Annotated in this window: 20 protein-coding genes, 1 tRNA gene and 3 pseudogenes; 10 read left to right on the top strand and 14 right to left on the bottom strand. The window is 47.2% G+C overall.

Annotation, left to right across the window (positions count from 1 at the left end; translation table 11 throughout):
* Positions 1 to 43 precede the first annotated feature (43 nt).
* Positions 44 to 1,946, bottom strand: a pseudogene (dxs, locus tag C825_RS26485) (1-deoxy-D-xylulose-5-phosphate synthase).
* Positions 1,947 to 2,065: 119 nt separating this feature from the next.
* Positions 2,066 to 2,638 (bottom strand): Crp/Fnr family transcriptional regulator, encoded by a 573-nt coding sequence (locus tag C825_RS26480; RefSeq protein ID WP_010800784.1) that lies wholly within the window; start codon positions 2,636 to 2,638, stop codon positions 2,066 to 2,068.
* Between the two features lie 150 nt (positions 2,639 to 2,788).
* Here C825_RS26480 and C825_RS26475 point away from each other — a divergent pair, with 150 nt between their 5' ends.
* Positions 2,789 to 3,109 (top strand): DMT family transporter, encoded by a 321-nt coding sequence (locus tag C825_RS26475; protein WP_009859892.1) that lies wholly within the window; start codon positions 2,789 to 2,791, stop codon positions 3,107 to 3,109.
* A gap of 213 nt (positions 3,110 to 3,322) precedes the next feature.
* On the opposite strand, the pseudogene C825_RS27905 reads toward C825_RS26475, so the two are convergent.
* The 7 genes and pseudogenes from C825_RS27905 to C825_RS26440 form a co-directional block, all read right to left on the bottom strand.
* Positions 3,323 to 3,532: pseudogene (locus tag C825_RS27905) on the bottom strand (PD-(D/E)XK nuclease family transposase); the annotation flags it as partial.
* Between the two features lie 206 nt (positions 3,533 to 3,738).
* Positions 3,739 to 4,197 (bottom strand): hypothetical protein, encoded by a 459-nt coding sequence (locus C825_RS26465; protein ID WP_010800781.1) that lies wholly within the window; start codon positions 4,195 to 4,197, stop codon positions 3,739 to 3,741.
* 53 nt (positions 4,198 to 4,250) lie between these two features.
* The gene (locus C825_RS26460) at positions 4,251 to 4,652 is read right to left on the bottom strand and encodes a D-Ala-D-Ala carboxypeptidase family metallohydrolase (protein WP_010800780.1); all 402 of its coding nucleotides are present in this window, start codon (positions 4,650 to 4,652) and stop codon (positions 4,251 to 4,253) included.
* The gene (locus C825_RS26455) at positions 4,649 to 4,840 is read right to left on the bottom strand and encodes a hypothetical protein (RefSeq protein WP_028726678.1); all 192 of its coding nucleotides are present in this window, start codon (positions 4,838 to 4,840) and stop codon (positions 4,649 to 4,651) included. Before C825_RS26455 ends, C825_RS26460 begins: the two co-directional genes overlap by 4 nt.
* A gap of 9 nt (positions 4,841 to 4,849) precedes the next feature.
* Positions 4,850 to 5,059, bottom strand: a complete 210-nt coding sequence (locus C825_RS26450; protein ID WP_044215091.1) for a DUF4248 domain-containing protein — start codon at positions 5,057 to 5,059, stop codon at positions 4,850 to 4,852.
* A gap of 40 nt (positions 5,060 to 5,099) precedes the next feature.
* Complete coding sequence (locus C825_RS26445) at positions 5,100 to 5,555, bottom strand: HU family DNA-binding protein (RefSeq protein WP_010800778.1); 456 nt, start codon at positions 5,553 to 5,555, stop codon at positions 5,100 to 5,102.
* Between the two features lie 123 nt (positions 5,556 to 5,678).
* A complete protein-coding gene (locus C825_RS26440) occupies positions 5,679 to 6,143 on the bottom strand; it encodes a hypothetical protein (RefSeq protein WP_010800777.1) in 465 nt (154 codons plus the stop codon).
* A gap of 1,007 nt (positions 6,144 to 7,150) precedes the next feature.
* Here C825_RS26440 and C825_RS26435 point away from each other — a divergent pair.
* The 8 genes from C825_RS26435 (at position 7,151) to C825_RS26400 (ending at position 12,224) form a co-directional block, all read left to right on the top strand.
* Positions 7,151 to 7,849, top strand: a complete 699-nt coding sequence (locus C825_RS26435; RefSeq protein WP_044234798.1) for a hypothetical protein — start codon at positions 7,151 to 7,153, stop codon at positions 7,847 to 7,849.
* Positions 7,800 to 8,375: a hypothetical protein gene (locus tag C825_RS26430; protein WP_135033555.1), complete on the top strand. Its 576-nt coding sequence runs from the start codon at positions 7,800 to 7,802 to the stop codon at positions 8,373 to 8,375. Before C825_RS26435 ends, C825_RS26430 begins: the two co-directional genes overlap by 50 nt.
* Positions 8,375 to 8,635 (top strand): hypothetical protein, encoded by a 261-nt coding sequence (locus C825_RS26425; protein ID WP_010800774.1) that lies wholly within the window; start codon positions 8,375 to 8,377, stop codon positions 8,633 to 8,635. The genes C825_RS26430 and C825_RS26425 overlap by 1 nt, the downstream gene beginning before the upstream one ends.
* Complete coding sequence (locus tag C825_RS26420) at positions 8,607 to 8,954, top strand: putative endonuclease domain-containing protein (protein WP_010800773.1); 348 nt, start codon at positions 8,607 to 8,609, stop codon at positions 8,952 to 8,954. Before C825_RS26425 ends, C825_RS26420 begins: the two co-directional genes overlap by 29 nt.
* The gene (locus tag C825_RS26415; protein ID WP_010800772.1) at positions 8,927 to 9,841 is read left to right on the top strand and encodes a DUF4373 domain-containing protein; all 915 of its coding nucleotides are present in this window, start codon (positions 8,927 to 8,929) and stop codon (positions 9,839 to 9,841) included. The genes C825_RS26420 and C825_RS26415 overlap by 28 nt, the downstream gene beginning before the upstream one ends.
* Positions 9,838 to 10,536 carry a hypothetical protein gene (locus tag C825_RS26410; RefSeq protein WP_010800771.1) on the top strand — a complete coding sequence of 233 codons (699 nt, stop codon included), beginning with the start codon at positions 9,838 to 9,840 and terminating at the stop codon, positions 10,534 to 10,536. The genes C825_RS26415 and C825_RS26410 overlap by 4 nt, the downstream gene beginning before the upstream one ends.
* Positions 10,537 to 10,681: 145 nt before the next feature.
* Positions 10,682 to 11,962, top strand: a complete 1,281-nt coding sequence (locus C825_RS26405) for an ATP-binding protein (protein ID WP_010800770.1) — start codon at positions 10,682 to 10,684, stop codon at positions 11,960 to 11,962.
* Entirely contained in the window at positions 11,952 to 12,224 is a 273-nt protein-coding gene (locus C825_RS26400) for a hypothetical protein (protein ID WP_250690621.1), read from the top strand. The genes C825_RS26405 and C825_RS26400 overlap by 11 nt, the downstream gene beginning before the upstream one ends.
* A gap of 15 nt (positions 12,225 to 12,239) precedes the next feature.
* Here the strand turns inward: C825_RS26400 and C825_RS26395 are convergent.
* Positions 12,240 to 12,315, bottom strand: a tRNA-Lys gene (locus C825_RS26395).
* A 109-nt stretch (positions 12,316 to 12,424) separates the two neighbouring features.
* Positions 12,425 to 13,560, bottom strand: a pseudogene (locus C825_RS26390) (AI-2E family transporter).
* Positions 13,561 to 13,617: 57 nt separating this feature from the next.
* On the opposite strand from C825_RS26390, the gene dacB reads away from it, so the two are divergent.
* Positions 13,618 to 15,093, top strand: coding sequence for a D-alanyl-D-alanine carboxypeptidase/D-alanyl-D-alanine endopeptidase (gene dacB, locus C825_RS26385; RefSeq protein ID WP_010800769.1), 1,476 nt, complete (start codon positions 13,618 to 13,620; stop codon positions 15,091 to 15,093).
* On the opposite strand, the gene C825_RS26380 is transcribed toward dacB, so the two are convergent.
* From C825_RS26380 to C825_RS26370, 3 genes are read right to left on the bottom strand one after another with little or no spacing between them, the layout of a single operon-like run.
* Positions 15,090 to 15,839, bottom strand: coding sequence for a LytR/AlgR family response regulator transcription factor (locus tag C825_RS26380; protein WP_010800768.1), 750 nt, complete (start codon positions 15,837 to 15,839; stop codon positions 15,090 to 15,092). The two genes, dacB and C825_RS26380, sit on opposite strands and share 4 nt — an antisense overlap.
* Before the next feature lie 9 nt (positions 15,840 to 15,848).
* Positions 15,849 to 16,946, bottom strand: a complete 1,098-nt coding sequence (locus tag C825_RS26375) for a sensor histidine kinase (protein ID WP_010800767.1) — start codon at positions 16,944 to 16,946, stop codon at positions 15,849 to 15,851.
* Positions 16,947 to 16,965: 19 nt separating this feature from the next.
* Positions 16,966 to 18,186 (bottom strand): ABC transporter permease, encoded by a 1,221-nt coding sequence (locus C825_RS26370; protein ID WP_009859869.1) that lies wholly within the window; start codon positions 18,184 to 18,186, stop codon positions 16,966 to 16,968.
* Position 18,187 lies beyond the last annotated feature (1 nt).

Below are 18,187 nucleotides of genomic sequence, written 5' to 3'. Positions count from 1 at the left end.
CTCATTCCACCTGCCGCATCGTCCGGCAAATCGTCATTAATAATTAATCGTTCATCATCTTTCGGATTTCTCCGGCTATGCTGCCGGCATCCAGGCCGCACAATTTGTATAACTCGGGGATCGACCCGTGTTCAATGAATGTGTCGGGTATACCGATGCGTTTCACCCGCGGAGTATATCCGTTGTCTGCCATAAATTCAAGAACCGCACTACCCAGTCCGCCTTTTGCTACACCGTTCTCTACGGTAATGACGCGTTTGAACTTTTTGCCTATTTCGTCCAGTAATTCTTCATCGATCGGTTTCAGGTAAATCATGTCATAATGTGCAACCGATATTCCTTCACCGGCTACTTCTTCAATTGCTTTTATCACATCGTTTCCAATCGGTCCGATAGATAAAACAGCGATATCGTCTCCTTCGCTCAATTTCTTCCCTTTTCCGATGGGCAGGACATGCATTTCGTTACGCCAGTCCTTTTTCTCGCCTTTCCCTCGCGGATAACGGATTACGAACGTGCCCGTAGCCTCCTTGTAGCCCGTGTACATCAGGTTCCGCAAATCCAACTCGTTGAGTGGCGAGGCAACCGTCAGGTTGGGGATCGGACGGAGGTAAGCCAGGTCGAACACCCCGTGGTGCGTGGCACCGTCTTCGCCGACCAGTCCGGCACGGTCCAGGCAGATCACCATATGCAGTTTTTGCAGAGCGACGTCGTGTATCAGGTTATCGTATGCCCGCTGCATGAAAGAGGAGTAGACATTGCAGAACGGGATCATTCCTTCTTTCGCCAGTCCGGCGGAGAAAGTCACCGAGTGACCTTCGGCTATCCCGACATCGAAGGCCCGTTGAGGGAATGCCTTCATCATATAGATCATGGAACTTCCGGTCGGCATGGCGGGAGTGATACCCACGATCCGCTCATCCTTTTCCGCCAGTTCCACCAGCGTATGTCCGAAGACGTCCTGATACAATTGCGGCTCATCCAGGTTGTGCACGATGATGCGCTGGCCTGTTTCTTTGTTGAACTTGCCCGGTGCATGCCATTCGGTAGCCGATTCCTCGGCAGGCTTGAACCCTTTTCCTTTCTTTGTCTTGATATGCAGTAGCTTGGGGCCTTGCAAGTCTTTTATATCGTTCAGCAGCTTTATCATGTAGTTCACATCGTGCCCGTCTACGGGCCGAAGTAACGGATGCTGAAACCTTCAAACAGATTATGTTGCTGGGTGAGCAGCGCTTTCAGGCTGTTGTTGAAACGCAGGATATTCCCCGGCGGTCATTGTTGATGAGCTTCATCTTCCGCAGGCCGCGGTACACATCGTAACGCATTTTGTTGTAAGCCTGGCTGGTCGTGATGTCAACCAGATACTGACTCAATCCTCCGACGCAGTTGTCGATAGCCATATCGTTGTCGTTGAGGATAATCAGCAGGTTGTTGGGGTTGGCAGAGGCATTGTTCAGCCCTTCGAAAGCCAGTCCTCCGGTCATTGCCCCGTCGCCGATCACGGCTATTACGTGGCGGTCGTGTTCCTCCTTCAGTTCCGAGGCGACCGACATACCCATGGCTGCCGAAATGGAGTTGGAGGCATGTCCGGCAATGAAAGCGTCATACTCACTTTCTCCCGGGTTGGGGAAACCGCTGATTCCTTTGAATTTCCTGAGCGTATGGAAAGCCTCCCTGCGTCCGGTCAGGATTTTGTGCCCGTAAGCCTGATGTCCGACGTCCCAAACGATCCGGTCGTAGGGCGTATTGAAGACATAATGCAGGGCGACGGTCAGTTCGACAGTACCGAGGCTGGCTCCCAGATGGCCGGGGTTTTCAGAAAGTATATCTATTATGTATTGCCGCAACTCTTCACATACCTCGCCCAATTTCTCCTGAGGCAACTTGCGTAAATCCTCGGGATAATTAATGACGTTTAATATATGTTCATCCTTGCAATCTATCATGTCCGCTAATTTTTGTGGCAAATGTAAAGAATTAACGGCACATAAAATAGTTTTGGCAGCGCATTTTCTATTTCCCGCAGCCGGATTGGGGTAATTTGTCGAATAAATTGAATTTTATTTTAATGCTCCCGTTTTAGCTTCGCCCTTATCCGGCTAAGGCTTACCGGGGTGATTCCCAGATAGGAGGCGAGGCATTCCAGCGGCATTCTTTGCAGTAAATCCGGATTGTCTTTCAGCAGTTCCCTGTAACGTTCGGATGCGGTTGTAAACAGGAGGGAGATAAGCCTTTCCTCTGTTTGCAGGAATTCTGTTTCTGCAAATTTGCGTCCCCAGTTGGCGATATGTGTATCTTCTTCGAATAACTCATAGAGTTCTTTGCGTTTCAGCATATACAGCACCGAGTTTTCCATCAGTTCGACAGTTTCATATCCTTGCCGGTTGTTCACGTAGCTTTTCAATGAAACGATGGTGCTGCCTTCCCTGCCGATCCAAAAGGTTACTTCTTTGCCGTCGACAGGGATATAAGCCCTTGCAATCCCTTTCTCGATAAAAAATAGATTTGTCTCGGTTTTGCCCGTTTCCAATATGAGGTGGCCTTTAGGATATGTAACCTTTGACAAGAGCCTCTTCAGCTTGTCTACTGAAGATTCCGGCATCGGGTATATTTTGTTTATGATCTCATGTATATCCATAGGTTATCCAATCGTTTTTACAAAAGTACTAAAAGTTACCTTTGAAAAAGGATTTTTTTGTAACCTTCTGCCGTTATTTCTTATCAAATGTAAAGAGCCGGTGAGAGGGGGGAGTTTAACTTTGCAGCCAAATTTAAAATATCGGAGTTTATGAGTTGGATTATATTGATTGTTGCGGGATTATTGGAGGTATGTTTTGCCTTTTGTCTGGGTAAGACCAAGGAGACGGTAGGAAATGAATATTATCTGTGGGGAATAGGATTTGTGGTCTCCGTAACTCTGAGTATGTATCTTTTGGCAAAAGCGACACAGACTTTACCGATAGGTACAGCTTATCCGGTATGGACCGGTATCGGAGCTGTCGGTACGGTGTTGGTCGGGATTCTTTTTTTTCATGAACCGGCTACTTTGGGACGGTTGTTTTTTATTACGACTTTAATCGTCTCCATCATAGGGTTGAAGATGGTTTGATTTCTTGAATTTTGGTTATCAGCAAAGTTTTCGGGAGCACCGCGAACTTTGCTGATCCATATAAATAAAGTGAGTGGATTACAAGTTGTCTATTTCTTCAATTGACAGACCTGTACACTGGGCAATCATTTCTGTGTTGACTCCCCGCTTTTTGAAATTGGCAGCGATAAGGCGTTGTTCCTCAGTCTTACCTTTTTCTTTACCTATTTTGATTCCCTTTTCCACACCTTTCTCTTCCGCATAGTCAATCGTATTTTTATAATCGCGATAGCGTTTCAAGGCTTCATCATACAGGATACGTTCATCCTTGCTCAGATTAGCCACATCTGCCACTTCTAGCAATTTGTCGAAGACGGCTTTGCGTGCCTTGAAAGGCATTCTTTCCAATGTATCCATATGTTTTAATAAATATAACCAACGTTCAACCGAAGATACGGTGAAAACCGAAGTCGGTAAAGGGATTTATAAATTTCCCCATAACTAATGAATTTTGGTTGTCGTCCAATAACAGACGATGTGACAAAGGTAAAGATTATTTTAATAAACAATCGTTCTGAAGGGACTTTTTTTCGTATCTCCGTCCGTTTTTGCTGTTCGGTGAAGGCGAGTATGACCTCTGATATGACTGGTCAGACAGATTTGTGGGGAGAAAATTTGTAGAGTATGATTAGTGCGATTAGGAAGAAAGTCAATAAAATCGTGATTTGGGGCAAACCGGATTTCCTTTCTGTCTCTTTTCTGATCTCTTTTGTTTGTTTTGACTGCCTCTCCAATTGTTCCTCATATTGCCAGACGAGCGTTTGCAGGCTATCGCAGGTGGCAGCGACAAATAACGTGTCATGTAGGAAACGGATTTCAGCTGTTGCCTGTCCGCTTTTTTGGATAAAGGCGGCGCCGGCAGGCAACTCTTTGAGGGTTGCGACCGGAATGGAAAGGTCGGCACGGCTTTCGGGGATTCGGGCCGTTTGAACTGTCAGGCGGCTGGTTTGCAGCAGGCTGTCGGTCTGCTGGCAAAAGGAAGCGGTGTGCTTGCGGCTCGAACAATTTGCGAAAAATAAGATGATGAGAATGAATAGGCTGAATTTCATGGAGATTTTTAATGGTATGAATTTATAGGGTGTGTTTTGCAGTTGTCTCTTATTTATCCGTAAAGTACCTGCCGGCGGTTAAACCCTTCGCGATAAGACAGATGGAGGAACTTTTTGCGGCGGTAGAGGATTGCCTGGTCGAAAGGCATGCCGGATTCTTTCAGTACTTCCAGCAGCTTTTCCGGCCCTTCGGCGATGTAGCAGTCGGCCGCTTCGCCTTTCGTGTGTTGTGAGTTTTTAACGCCGCCGGCCAGCAGGTTGACCGTTTCGTTGCGGTAGCCGCTTGTGATGGCGATTGCACTGCCGTAGCGGTTGCGAAGCGGTTGGAGCAGGTCGGCTACAAGGTTTTTCAACGCTTGAAGCGCTTGTGGGTTCGGTACGTTTTCAAGACCGTTTTCGACGGCAATCCGGCTGTATGTGAGTTCTTCGAAGGTGAAATTTCTACTAAGGTTCATTGATTTTGTTTGTATTTATAATCGACTCCGAACAGCGCTCCGGCAAACGTTGCAGTCTCACCGAAGGCCACCAGCACACTGTTATGAATCTCTCCCAGCGGAGCCGTCCAGAAGCCGAAAAATAAAAGGAGGATGCCGGCTGCGGTCAGCAGCACGGCAATCCATAATTGTACACTTTGTTTCTTCACTCGGGAAAGTCAGGGTTCGCCCAGAAAATCAAAGACGAGCGTCACCTGTTTAGGAGTTAAAATCTTTTGTCCGTTGTAATAGCCCGCATCTGTGAGGGCCTGCATGAGCGGTTTGTTATACACGAGCCAGCGTTTCAGTTGTACGCCGGCGCTGCGGATGCTGCTGTGCGGAAAATACATCGCACTCAGTTCTTTAATAGAAAGCGTTGTTGGTTTCATCGTGATAACAAAGATAATGAAAATTTTTCAATTAGCCGGGTTACTCGATTTCCGGTCTGTCGCTGCCTCCGCCGCCCCCTTCGGAGCCGCTGCCTTCGTCTTCTTTCTTTTCGGTAGAGGTGAAGGCGACCAGCTTTTTGGTATTACGCAGGGAGGCGCCGGGTGTGAAGATCACACGTGCCCCTTTCACGTCTGCCTGGGAGAACGACTTCTTGTCGCTTGCGCCGTTGCTGGACAACGAGAGGCGGAAATTACCGAACTCACCTAACTGGACGATACGTCCTGCACGCAGCTCCATGTCGAGGATGAAATTAAGGTTATCCAATACCGCTTTTACGTCGGCGCTGGAAACGGTAGATCGCGCTCCGATCATGACACACAATGTATCCATGTCGGTATGCCCGTTGTAGTCCGGTATCGCATAAATTTTTTCCTGTGCTGCACCGCCTTTCAGGTCGGTCACTTTTCTTGTTACTAATTTGTAGCCCTGGGCCATCGTTTAATTAATTGTTTTTAAGGTTGATACTTTGTTGTTTCGTCTGATTGACAATGCAAAGTTACGACCGGTCGGATAGGCGGAGTTGAGTTGTGTGCAGATAGATGCAGATAAGTCGTTTTTTTAGATAAATTCGAACAAATAACTATCGTTGTTTTCGTCGAGGATGTCGTTTTGATGGAGGACGTCGTAGACGTTTTCGAATGATTTTGTTCCGAAACCTCTGAAGCATCTTAAATGATACATCTTGAATACTTTGATTTCAACCAACAGGTCTTTGAGCGTACGTATATCTACGGCACATAAACCGAACAGGACACGGTTGTTAAAATCAAACTTGTACACGGGTTGCAGGAGTATTTTCATCATGTTTTCCAGAAGCATCGGGGTAAGTTCATACCTGTCGACTTCTTCCGGAGGAATATTGCCTTTGTTACGCCATGACTCATAAAGTAACGACCGTAACCGATTGTTATCATACTCCAGGGCCATATTTTTTACGGTCAACTGATTTACTAACTCTGTCTGCGCGGAGAGTTGTGCTTGCAACTCGTCTTCCGATGTTTCGTTTTTACTGTGTTGTGTCATAACGTTATTATTTTAAAATGAACTGCCTATCCTCACGGACGGGCAGTTCTTACTTAACCGATATTAAATTAATCAGGCTATCACCTGAAATTTATACCCCTCTTTTAAGTATAGTGAGTTCGATAAAGTCAAAAACAATGATCTTTTGTGTAAGAAAAGAAAGCTGCTTGTGACACTTATAAGATTTAAATGCGGCAGTTTTTGGGTACAAAAAAGGCGTGTGACTGCCACTATTACTGGAAACACAGGTATTTCCCTTACCTCTCCATCCAAATAATAGACAACAGCCCACGCCAATATTTATACACATAAGTATATACAACTAGCATGGGCATTTTGTTGCTATTATTCTTGATGGAAATCTAAAAACGGGAAATTTTGTGTTTCCAGAATAATATCTTAAAATGCTTAACTTATAATTTATATCATCGTAAATCCGTCACCGCTGTGACTGACCTTCATACGATGTTGCAAATATAACCTTTATTTATAAACAAACCTTGTTTATCTAGACTTTTTTCAATCTGACACCTTATTTCTGAAAGCCAGTCTCGAATTTTACATTATCTTCCCTTCCCTGTTTCACCACATCCGAGTCCGTTTTCGATTTCTCCCGGATGAAATTTGATTTTCTTCCGAAAGAAATTATTTTTTCTCCCGGAAGGGCGTTTTCCTATAAAAAACAACAGCTTTCGCCGGAATGGGGAAATTTACAATAAGTATTTTGGCGATGGCCTATTTTTCGCCGTTGGAATTTAGTAAAAATATATGTATTTAGTACGGATATAATAGTTAATATTAATGAATTGGTGACGAATAAAAGTATTTTCATAAAATCGCATACAAATATTGATTATTACTTGCTCATGTAAATTTAAACCCTTACTTTTGCATCGGTTTAATCAATCAACACCTGGTTAAATCTTAACTATTGTAATTTAATTATTTTAATTTTAAAGTAAACAATGACTAAAAGTGAAAAAGGCGTTTTAAAAGCCGGCCTACCTATGGAAAATTGCGTATCGACTCTCCAAATGAATGCGGAAAGCAGTGTCTTGTATGCCGGAAAAGGGCGCGGGCTGTTGGAACAGATCGGACGCGAAGGAATGAACGAATTCTTTGCGGGCGAAATCAGAGCCTACATTGCCGAATGTACATGCGAAGTCGGGCGAATGAACTGTATCCGTAAACCTTTCACGACCGAGCTGGTCAAGTGGCAGAAGCAATTTGTCGCTTTTGAAAAAAGTATCGATCCGGCAGAAAAAGGCAGTCCTGCCTACGAAGCCTCCTGTATCCTGTTTGCTTATATGAAGAAGCAGATGAACGAAGCAGAAAACCGTGCCCTGCAATTGCAAAAGAACCGTAACCGCACCGAAAAGCGTATTGCCGGGCGTGATGACCTCTCCGATGAACAAAAGTCGCAAGCCTTGCAGAAGGCCGATTCGCGACTGCTGGCTGGGCAGGCTGCCCTTCAATTGACTGCGGTGGCTACCGATCTTATCCCTGTCGTGACCGATCCCGAAGGTTATATCGACCTGTTGCGTTTCTGGTGGCAGGAACTTGGTCGCAACCTCTCGGATGATGATCTGGAACGTATCTTCCGCCCGATGCTGTCGTATGCCAAAAAACAGGCGCGCAAAGGGGTGAGAGTGAAAAGTGTTTACGTGGAATACCGCGAGGAACCGAAAGGGGTGCGGGCAGCGTGAATTTAGAAATGAATCTAAACGATACCATTTTAATAAAGTAATGAACAAAACAGAAAAGACTTTTTCCTTCATCTCTGTCAAAGACAGTTTTTTCAAAGCCCGCTATGAAGTGTTAGACGAAAGTACAGGCGACAACCATGTGATTACGTATGAAAACAAGGCTCCGGTGCATCCCAGTCTCTCTGAAGCGTTGCAGCGCATGGCGTATCATGTAGTCAATTTTACCGGATTGGTGGCGGTGGATGACAATTTCCAGATCACCGGTTATCAACGTCAGAACTGCGGTGATGCGCAATTGCTGACCATCTATGCCCGTGTGGGAACCTCCGAAGAGTTTTGCGGAAATGTGGTATCGCGCTTTCATATCGGCCGCGACGAATATGCTTCCATCGACCTGCTGCTCGAAGACCTATCAAGCTGCGAACGTGAAGCGCTGGCTTATATCGAAACCGGCAAGCGTCTGGAGCATGATGTCTTCATCCGACTTGACAACGATGATTTACAAACCCTTCAAACTGCTGCTTGATGAAAAAGCATACTCTTACCATCGGTTGCCTCCTGGGAGACCAGGCGGCAGCCTGCCTGATGCGCCTGATTACGGGCGAAAAAGGTTCGCGCGGTTACACCTATTCGTGTGGCGAGGAATACGGGTATTTTTACGACCCGTTTCTGAAAAAATGGATGGCGTTCGACAACCGACACAACACCTGCCTGGTCGAACAATGCAACACCTCGAAAGAGGCCGAAAACTTTCTCTATGACGACACCGGGTTATTCGCCGCTTAGCGCGTTGATCCTGAAGCATACGGGCGAGGAGGTGGTGGCGGAATACCGTTTCCATCCCGGGCGGGACTGGCGGTTCGACTTCGCCATCCCTTCCCGCCGCGTAGCTATCGAGGTGGAGGGCGGCGCCTTCAACGGTGGCCGCCATATCCGCCCCGAAGGCTACCTGCGTGATATGGAGAAATATAATGAGGCGGCAGTCTCAGGCTGGTGCGTGATACGCGTGCTGCCGGGAGAACTGCTGATGCTGAAAACGTTACGATTAATGATAAGAGCTATCAATCAAAATAAATTATGCCAAGGCCATCAAGAAAAGGATTAGATTATTTCCCTTTGGACACAACCATTCTTAATGATATCAAAGTGCGGCGAATTAAAAGACAATTTGGCGCAGATGCTTTTTTACTTTATATTTCTCTTTTGTGTGATATCTATTCGAACGGTTATTACATAGAAGCGACCGACGATTATCTGTTCGACCAGGGCGAGAAATTAGGTATCGCTGAAAATAAGGTGTTGGAAATTCTTCTGGCGTGTGTTAAAATAGGCTTGTTCAATAACGAACTCTTTATGGAAAACCGAATTTTGACCTCTAAAAGCATTCAGGAACGTTTTTCTTTAGCAACCAAGAAACGCGCTGACAATCAAGTTGTTGAGTACAAATGTGGTTTTGTTTCCGCTCCCGAAACCCCGGTTTCCGTGTCGGAAACTCCCTCAAAACAGGGTTTAAGTACACAAAGTAAAGTAAATGAAAGTAAAGTAAACTTACAACAACAGCAACAACACGCGCGCGAGGAGCCGAAAGAAGAACCGCAGAATTTGGATGAAGAGCGTGAGCAATGGAAAGATGCTTTGCTGGCAGATGAAGACTGGCAAGCAACCATCGTGCGTTATTCCGGAAAAGGCATAGCCGTCCTGCAATATGCGCGGGAAGCCATGACCGTATTCGATGATTTCCTGCGCCTGAAATTCAGCCTGGATACGATCCGGACGAAAAAAGATTACAGCCAGAGTTTCATCGGCTGGTGGCGATACCACAATTTCAATCTGAAAACTGAGGAGCTTTCCGGCGGCGTGCAGCAGCATATTCCCAAAGTGATCTATTCATCCGGCCGGCCGGAACGCTCTTCGAAAGTAGAGGAATTGATGGAAACAGGGAAACGTGCAACGGAAATAGCCATGAAAATCTATAATTCGCAAGCTGTATGAGTTTGGAAATCAGACTGCAACATGCCATTGCCGACCGCCGCCTGATGACGTACCGGCCGGAGGAAATTCTTCCGGCGGTAAATCAAATATTATTCCAGACCTATGTCTTGCTGGGTTTTTCGCCTCCTAACGACCGTGATCTGGGTATTTTGATTGCTAAACTGGCAGCCGACCTTCAGGAGTCATATCCGAGCCTGACCTTGCAGGAGGTCGCCCTTTGTTTTGAATTGGGGGCCAAAGGTGAATACGGGGATTTCATGGGTTTGAACCTGCGCACGATTACGCGCTGGCTGAAATGTTATCAAACCAGCGATTTGCGATACCGGGCTGTTGTGGAGCGCGAGCAAGCGAAATCGCTGTCCGCCCTTCCGCCCGTCTCCGAGGCTTACAAAGAGGAGCGCGAACGGGCATTCTTGCGCCGGGTGTTTGAGCAATACCGGGCGGGTTGTCCGATCGAGCGGCTTTATCCGGCGCGGGTGTATCTCTCCCTGCAAACACGGGGAATTATCCGCGACAGTCCGGAGGCGAAACGGACTGCCATGCGGCAAGCGGCCGGTTACCGGCCTGCCGGGAATATGGTGATAGACGAAGAGATGCGGCTGGCGATGGTTAAGCAGCAGGCGATGGGGATTTTGTTGAAAAGATTTTTTGATAAAGCGATAGAGGCGGGTCGGGAGGTGTTGAAAGCGGGGTGATTTTGGTTATCCAATGTGGCCAAATTGGGTAGTGTAAAACCGCCAAATTGGGTAGTTGAAATGCGCCGATTTGAGCAATTTCAGATCGCCATATTTGGTAATCCTGGCAAATTGAGTTATCTTTGCATCATAAATTCAACTATTTATGGCTAATAAATATCGTCCACGTATTATAGATATAGAACTCTCCACACGATTAAAAAGTATAGGTGCAATTGTTTTGGAGGGCGCAAAATGGTGTGGTAAGTCCACAACTGCGGAGCACCATAGCAATAGTGCTGTTTTTATGGATGACCCTCGCAGGCGTTCACAATACATGATATTTGCAGAGGATAATCCTGATATAATACTTAATGGAGAAACACCTCGTTTGATTGATGAATGGCAACTTGCACCTATAATATGGGATGCTATACGTTATACAGTGGATCATAGAAATGGAATGGGTCAGTTTATATTGACAGGTTCAGCCAAACCTGCAAATAGAGAAAAAATAAGTCATTCAGGAACCGGGCGTTTTGCTTGGTTACGGATGCGTCCGATGGCATTATTTGAATCTGGAGATTCTACTGGGGATATTAGTTTGTCAAAATTATTCAGTAATCCCAGAATGTCTATTGGATGTGAGGCAAAATCTGATTTACAAAGAATCGCGTTTTTAATTTGCCGTGGTGGTTGGCCGGTAGTTTCAGAATTACCTGAAGATGTCGCATTGAACCCTGCTAAAGATTATTATGATGCCGTAGTGAATGTGGACATTCGTCAAGTGGATGGGGTGGATCGAAGTGTTGAAAGAGCAAAACGACTTATGCGTTCATATGCAAGATTTCAAGGTACACAAACATCCATCAGGCAAATTGTTGAAGACATGAACGGTGGCGATCCCAATGTTGTGGAAGATAAAACGGTTAGGAACTATCTTGATGCATTACGTTCAATGTTTGTAGTAGAGGATATGCCTGCATGGAATCCAAATTTGAAATCTAAAACAGCTATACGTACTGCGGATACCAGATATTTTGTTGATCCATCAATAGCAACAGCCGCAATGGGAATAGGTCCTGGAGATTTAATGAACGATCTCAAAGCATTCGGTTTATTATTTGAAACATTATGTGTTCGTGATTTAAGGGTTTATGCCCAATCATTGGCGGGTGATGTATATCATTACCGGGACAAGAATGGACTGGAATGTGATGCTGTTGTTCATTTACCAAATGGAGATTATGCATTGATTGAAATAAAATTAGGAGGAGAGAAACTCATAGAAGATGGCGCAAATAGTTTGTTGCGACTAGCGTCTAAAATAGATGTTAATCGTATGAAGCATCCTTCTTTTCTCATGGTACTTACGGCCACTGGAACATTCGCATATAGAAGAAAAGATAACGTGTTGGTTGTACCTATTTCTACTCTTGGAGCATGAAGCATTTGCATTAGATGAATTATATCGTCACCATAAGGATGTGGCTTATGAAATAGTTTGCAGGGCAAGAGCAAATGAAGCTGGATATTTAAAAGAAATAATTCAAGTATATAGTGAAATGGGGCTTGATGCTGATACTATCCATAGGTTTGATTTTAGTCCCACGATTTATCCACCGAGAATATGCTTTAAAGTACCCCTTTTACTATTTGGGAGAAAAAAGAAATCCCTGATAATATCTAATTATCAGGGATTTGCTTGATTTTCTTTTGTTTCTTGGTGATCCGCCTGGGGTTCGAACCCAGGACCCCATCCTTAAAAGGGATGTGCTCTACCTGCTGAGCTAGCGAATCATCCTGTGCATACTCTGTATTGCGGTGTGCTTTACTTCTGTATTGCGGGTGCAAAGGTAGGGTTTATTTTTGAATTTGCAATAGCTGGAGTAATTTTTTTTGAAAAAAATTACTTTTCTTTCTTTTTCTCCGGTTGAATATCAGCCGGGGGAGGAGCGATAATGTCCTCTTCCAGCAAGATAAAACGCTTATAATAAGACAGACAGAGCGTTGTGAGCGGTAATGCGATGATTAAGCCGATAAAACCTAACAAAGTTCCCCAGATGGAGAGCGAAAGAAGGATGATGGCCGGATTCAGTCCCATTGCTTTTCCCATGATACGTGGTGTAAGGTATAAATCCTGGATACATTGTACGATTCCGAGTATTAATAATCCCGAACCGAAGATAATCCAGAAATTCTGTCCGGTCTCTGCCGACTTTAGCAGGCTGAGGATGACCATCGGGATAAGGCCGATCGCTTGCAGGTACGGAATCAGGTTCAGCACGCCGATAAATAACCCGAGCGTCACGGCCAGCGGGAAACCGACGATTTTGAAGCCTATCGAAAGTAAAACTCCGACGCATAGCGCAATCAATGACTGCCCGCGGAAATAGCGGTTCATGCTCTGCTCCACATCGTCGGCCAGCCCTTTGGCGAAAGGACGGATGCGTGCCGGAATCAGGTTTATCCAGCCGTTGGCTATCTTTTCGTAGTCGAGCAGGATGAAAATGAAATATAACAGAATCACGAATATAATCGTTATGCTGAAAAGGATGGAGAATGTGTTCGACAGGATGTTCCAGACCTTCGGGCGAGTTGCTTGATTGCATTCTGTATGTTCTCCCGGCTGAGGAGTTCCATCAGCTGGTTTATGTCTACATTGTTTTCGAGATATTCGATCCATGAAGCTGGTATAAGCGGAACATGACCTTCTCCCGGATTATGCGTGCGCATCAGGTTCAGGGTCCGCTCGGCTTCCTGGGCGACAGACGGAACGACCAGTGCGGCGGCAATCCCGATAATCAGCGATGCGGAGATGATGACTGCGACGATGGCCAGGATACGGCTTTTCAGCTTCAGCTTATACTGGAAGAACTTGACGAAAGGTTGCATCATATAGGCGAGCAGCCAGGCAATCAGGAAGGGGAGCAAGGCGTTACGCAATACGGTAATCAGGTAAAGCAATACGCCGATGATGACGATGCTGAATACGATACGTGTCACCCGGTCGAACGTAAAAGGTCTTTCAAACAATGAGTTCATATTATAATTTTTATCTTTGCTGAACAAAGATAGAATAAAGTAGAATAGTATAATAAGATGATAAAGAAAATATTATGTGCCGCCCTGCTGCTCGGCTGTTTTTTACAGCCACAGGCACAAACTCCGCAGCCTGTCAAACAGTTACTGAATGCTCCTTATATGAAAGGGGCTACTTTCTCCATCGTGGTGAAGGACCTTCAGGATGGGAAAACCGTCTATAATTATGATGGGGACCGGGAGGTTTCGCCTGCTTCCGTGTTGAAAACCGTCGCTACGGCTACGGCTCTGGAGATTTTGGGGGACGATTACCGTTTTCCGACTTCGCTGGAGTATGACGGTTCTATAAAAGAGGGTGTGCTGAACGGTAACCTGTATATCAAAGGCAGTGGCGACCCGTCGCTGGGTTCGGCTCATTTCGCTCCGGACAGGAATGCGTATACGCCTGCGAAAAATAAATTCGTACCGGAATGGATTGCAGCTTTGAAGAAGGCCGGTATTCGGAAGATTGCCGGGGCGGTGGTGTCGGACGAGCGAATCTTTGACACGGAAGGTGCTTCCATCAAATGGCTGCGGGAAGATATGGGAAATTATTATGCGCCGGGCAGCTACGGGGTTTCCGTGTTCGATAATATGTATAAATTGTATCTGAAGTCGGGCGCTGCTGGCAACCGTCCGGTGGTGACCGGCACTGAACCGGAACTGCCGGGTGTCCGTTTCACCAATTACCTGAAAGCGGCGCCTGTCTCGTCGGACAGTGCCTATATTATCGGTGCTCCGCTTGCCGGCGAACGTTATTTATACGGTGTCGTTCCTGCCAATCGCGAACGCTATGTGTTGAAAGGAGATATTCCTGATCCGGCATTGTTTCTGGCGGAGTATCTGACCGGATGCCTGGAACGCGAAGGCATTGCGGTGGGGAAGGAGCCGACCTGTTACCGGATTGAATCGGAAGCGGGGCGATGGAAGACGGTGGAGAGGAAAACGATTGTGACCACCTATTCCCCAACGTTGAAGGAGATTGTGGGGGTGACGAACCATGTGAGCCATAATTTGTTTGCCGATGCGTTGGTCAAGACGGTCGGTCTGCAATATACTCCGCGGAAGAACGAGGTTATTTCTTCTTTCGGCCGGGGTGTCCGGGGGGTTGCCGCCCATTGGGACAGGAAGGGGCTGGATGTTTTCCCTTTGCGGATGCACGATGGCAGCGGGTTGGCTCCTGCGGATAAGGTTTCTGCGGAGTTTATAGCCGATTTGCTGGTTTATATGGCGACGAAGTCCGATTATGCCGAAGCCTTTATCGAATCCTTGCCGCAGGCCGGTATCGAAGGTTCGGTGCGAAATTTCCTGAAAGGTTCCGGTTTGCAGGGGAAGGCTCGTCTGAAAAGTGGCGGAATCACCGGTGTGCGAAGTTATGCCGGCTATATAACAAAAGACGGCAAGCGGTATGCCGTTGCCGTTTTCTCCAATAACTATGCCTGTAGCATGAGCGAGATGACGAGAGGGTTGGAAAAGTTGCTACTGCAACTTTTCTAAGGCAGCAGTGCCCTCTGTGCCAGAAACTCCATGAACTTCTGTTTGTAGTTGTCGGAGATGGGGATGTATTCTTTGCCGAACACAATCCGGTTGCGTTCGATTACTTTGATCTTTTCCGGCTGGACGATAAAGGAGCGGTGCACGCGGATGAAGCGGTTCGCCGGCAACATGTCTTCCAGGCTTTTCATACTCATCAGCGAAAGGATGGGGTGGGCTTCGCCTTCAACGAATATCTTGACATAATCTTTCAGACCTTCGATATAGAGTATTTTACGGAGTTCGACCTGTACCAGTTTATATTCCGTCTTGATGAAAATGCTTTCGACGGAAGGGGGTATGGGGAGCGCCGGCGTTTGAGGTGTGCTCTTGCCGGAGCCTTCGCGTAGCAGTTCGTACCATTGCAGCGCCTTATTGGCCGATTTCAGGAAGTCGGCGTAGCTAATCGGTTTCAGCAGATAATCGAGTGAGTTGACCTTATAGCTGTCGAGCGCATACTGGCTGAAAGCGGTCGTAAAGATGATGCGCGTGTCGGTCTTCAGGATGCGGGAAAACTCCATTCCGTTGAGCTCCGGCATCTGGATATCGAGGAAAAGCAGGTCGACCGGCTCTTTGCTGAGGGCGGGAAGCGCGTTGACGGCGCTATTGTATTTTCCCGCCAGTTCCAGGAAAGGCGTCTTGTTTACATAACTTTCCAGCAGGCTGATAGCCAGCGGTTCGTCGTCGATGATTGCACACTTCAGAATCATAGCCTAATTTCATTTTTCACTTTTCGGTTCTTCGCCGCTTATTTGCAGCTCCAACATGCTGTAGTAGTTGTCACCCTCTACACCGTATGAGAAGATATGCCGGTTCGGATAGATCAGTTCCAGGCGTTTCCGCAGGTTCTTGATTCCGATTCCCGAGCCGCTCTTGTCCTGTTCCGCATCTTTCGGGAAATAGCTGTTTTTCAGGTGGCAGACAATCCTGTCGCCTTTCTGGTGGATATCCAGGTCGATGAACGATGGCTTGCTGTTGCTGACTCCGTGTTTGAAGGCATTCTCGATAAGCGAGATAAACAGCAGGGGAGCGATCAGCGCGTCGGGCTTGGTGGCAGCTATTTCCGTTTTCAGTTCCACATGTTCCGGCAGGCGGATACGCATCAGTTCCACATAATTACGGATGAAATCCAGCTCTTTTTCCAGTAACACCTGCGGCTGGCTGCTGTCGTAGAGTACGTAACGCAGCAGGCGGCTCAAGTCGTGGACGGCTTCCTGTGCCCGTTCGGGACTGAAAGCGATCAGGCTGTAAATGTTGTTGAGCGTATTGAACAGAAAATGCGGGTTCAACTGGCTTTTCAGGTTCTGCAATTCGGCTTCGGCACGGCTCTTCTCCAGTTCGCGACGCATGGATTCTATCTGGTACCAGCCGCTGGTCATCTTGATGGCGACACTCAGGCCGGCCACCAACGCATAAAGCATGGCATTGACCGTAAAGAAGCCGATGATATCTTTCAGCTCCCTCTCCGAACGATGCGGATGAGGAATCTCCGGCGGCGGCAATAATTGCATCAGCAGGTGCACCAGGATGATTGCCGCGGCAATCAGGGCCACGTTGCTCAGGAAAAATTTCCATCCGTGACGTGAAAACAGATAGCGGTTGACCAGCAGGAAATAATTCACGTAGAAAACCATCATGAACGATAACGGGACGATGACGGAACGTAAATAACTTGTGACGGTCAATACCTGCGACTCCCTGCCTGTAAAGAAAAAAGGCAGTCCGAACAGGATTCCCCAGGCGGCAATATGGATAATGCCGCCCATCCCTTTGAAAGGGGGAGAGATGTGTGTCTGTGTTGTTCCTTCTGTTTTCATCTGCTACAAAGATATTAATTTATTCGTAACGAATCGCCTCGATCGGGTCGAGCTGGGCCGCTTTCTTGGCCGGATACCATCCGAAGAAGACACCGGTGACGGTACAGACGGCGAACGAAAGCACTACGCTCCACGGTTGTATGTAAATCGGGAAGTGTGCCACCGCGTTCACCACCAGGGCCGCGCCTACACCGAGCACCACGCCGATTAATCCGCCGGTCACACTGATCAGGATGGATTCAATCAGAAACTGTGCCAGAATGTCGATGCCCTTGGCGCCGATACTCATACGCAGACCGATTTCGCGGGTACGCTCCGTGACGCTGACGTACATGATATTCATAATCCCGATACCTCCAACGAGTAGCGAAATACCGGCCACAGCCGCCAACAGCACGGTCATCATGTCCGTAGTGCTTGTCAACATCGTGCTCAACTCCTGCTGACTACGGATGGTAAAATCATCATCGTCACTTTCCTTCAACTTATGGTTGCGGCGCAGTATTTCAGTTATCTCGTCGATGGCCTGGTCGGTATATTCCTCTTTGAGGGCCGAACAGGTGATGCCTTGCAGATGGGTGATGGCCAGGACCTTTTTCTGAATAGTTGTGTATGGAGCTAAGATTAGGTCGTCCTGGTCCATTCCCATGCTGTTGTATCCTTTGCTCTCCAGCACACCAACGATGCGGAAAGGCAGTTTTTGAAAACGAATGACTTTTCCCACGGGATTCTCGCCACCCGTGAAAAGGTTGTCGACGACCGTCTTGCCGACTACGCAGACTTTGGCGGCGGTCTGGATGTCCTGTTCGGTGAACATGTCACCGTCGCCTACCTTGTAACGGCGGATTTCCAGATAGTCCGGGCTGATACCGTAGACGGTGGTCGGGGCGTTGTTGGCGCCGTAGATGGCTTGTCCGCTGCTGTTGACCGACGGTGAAACGGCAGAGACATAGCGGGTCTCGTCGACGATATTCTGGTAGTCTTCCAGCTTCAGCGTCTCCATGGCGGAGGCATCCTGACGGACACCGCCGCGGACGTCTGCGCCAGGATGTATCATAATCATATTGGAACCCATCTCGCTGATTTGGGCCTGTATGCTCCGTTTGGAACCTTGCCCGATGGCCAGCATCGTAATTACGGAGGCTACGCCGATGATGATGCCGAGCATCGTCAGGAATCCGCGCAACTTGTTGTTGGCAAGGGCACGGAGGGCTATTTTTATGAGGTTTGTTCCGTTCATA

The organism is Parabacteroides sp. ASF519 (assembly GCF_000364265.2).
GTDB lineage: Bacteria > Bacteroidota > Bacteroidia > Bacteroidales > Tannerellaceae > Parabacteroides > Parabacteroides goldsteinii.
This window is presented reverse-complemented; position numbering and strand designations above follow the sequence as displayed.

Bases quoted from the DNA above. Each gene is read 5' to 3' on its own strand.
- C825_RS26480 (WP_010800784.1), bottom strand. From the start codon at position 2,638: ATGGATATACATGAGATCATAAACAAAATATACCCGATGCCGGAATCT.
- C825_RS26475 (WP_009859892.1), top strand. From the start codon at position 2,789: ATGAGTTGGATTATATTGATTGTTGCGGGATTATTGGAGGTATGTTTT.
- C825_RS26465 (WP_010800781.1), bottom strand. From the start codon at position 4,197: ATGAAATTCAGCCTATTCATTCTCATCATCTTATTTTTCGCAAATTGT.
- C825_RS26460 (WP_010800780.1), bottom strand. From the start codon at position 4,652: ATGAACCTTAGTAGAAATTTCACCTTCGAAGAACTCACATACAGCCGG.
- C825_RS26450 (WP_044215091.1), bottom strand. From the start codon at position 5,059: ATGAAACCAACAACGCTTTCTATTAAAGAACTGAGTGCGATGTATTTT.
- C825_RS26445 (WP_010800778.1), bottom strand. From the start codon at position 5,555: ATGGCCCAGGGCTACAAATTAGTAACAAGAAAAGTGACCGACCTGAAA.
- C825_RS26440 (WP_010800777.1), bottom strand. From the start codon at position 6,143: ATGACACAACACAGTAAAAACGAAACATCGGAAGACGAGTTGCAAGCA.
- C825_RS26435 (WP_044234798.1), top strand. From the start codon at position 7,151: ATGGAAAATTGCGTATCGACTCTCCAAATGAATGCGGAAAGCAGTGTC.
- C825_RS26425 (WP_010800774.1), top strand. From the start codon at position 8,375: ATGAAAAAGCATACTCTTACCATCGGTTGCCTCCTGGGAGACCAGGCG.
- C825_RS26420 (WP_010800773.1), top strand. From the start codon at position 8,607: ATGACGACACCGGGTTATTCGCCGCTTAGCGCGTTGATCCTGAAGCAT.
- C825_RS26415 (WP_010800772.1), top strand. From the start codon at position 8,927: ATGCCAAGGCCATCAAGAAAAGGATTAGATTATTTCCCTTTGGACACA.
- C825_RS26410 (WP_010800771.1), top strand. From the start codon at position 9,838: ATGAGTTTGGAAATCAGACTGCAACATGCCATTGCCGACCGCCGCCTG.
- C825_RS26405 (WP_010800770.1), top strand. From the start codon at position 10,682: ATGGCTAATAAATATCGTCCACGTATTATAGATATAGAACTCTCCACA.
- dacB (WP_010800769.1), top strand. From the start codon at position 13,618: ATGATAAAGAAAATATTATGTGCCGCCCTGCTGCTCGGCTGTTTTTTA.
- C825_RS26380 (WP_010800768.1), bottom strand. From the start codon at position 15,839: ATGATTCTGAAGTGTGCAATCATCGACGACGAACCGCTGGCTATCAGC.
- C825_RS26375 (WP_010800767.1), bottom strand. From the start codon at position 16,946: ATGAAAACAGAAGGAACAACACAGACACACATCTCTCCCCCTTTCAAA.
- C825_RS26370 (WP_009859869.1), bottom strand. From the start codon at position 18,186: ATGAACGGAACAAACCTCATAAAAATAGCCCTCCGTGCCCTTGCCAAC.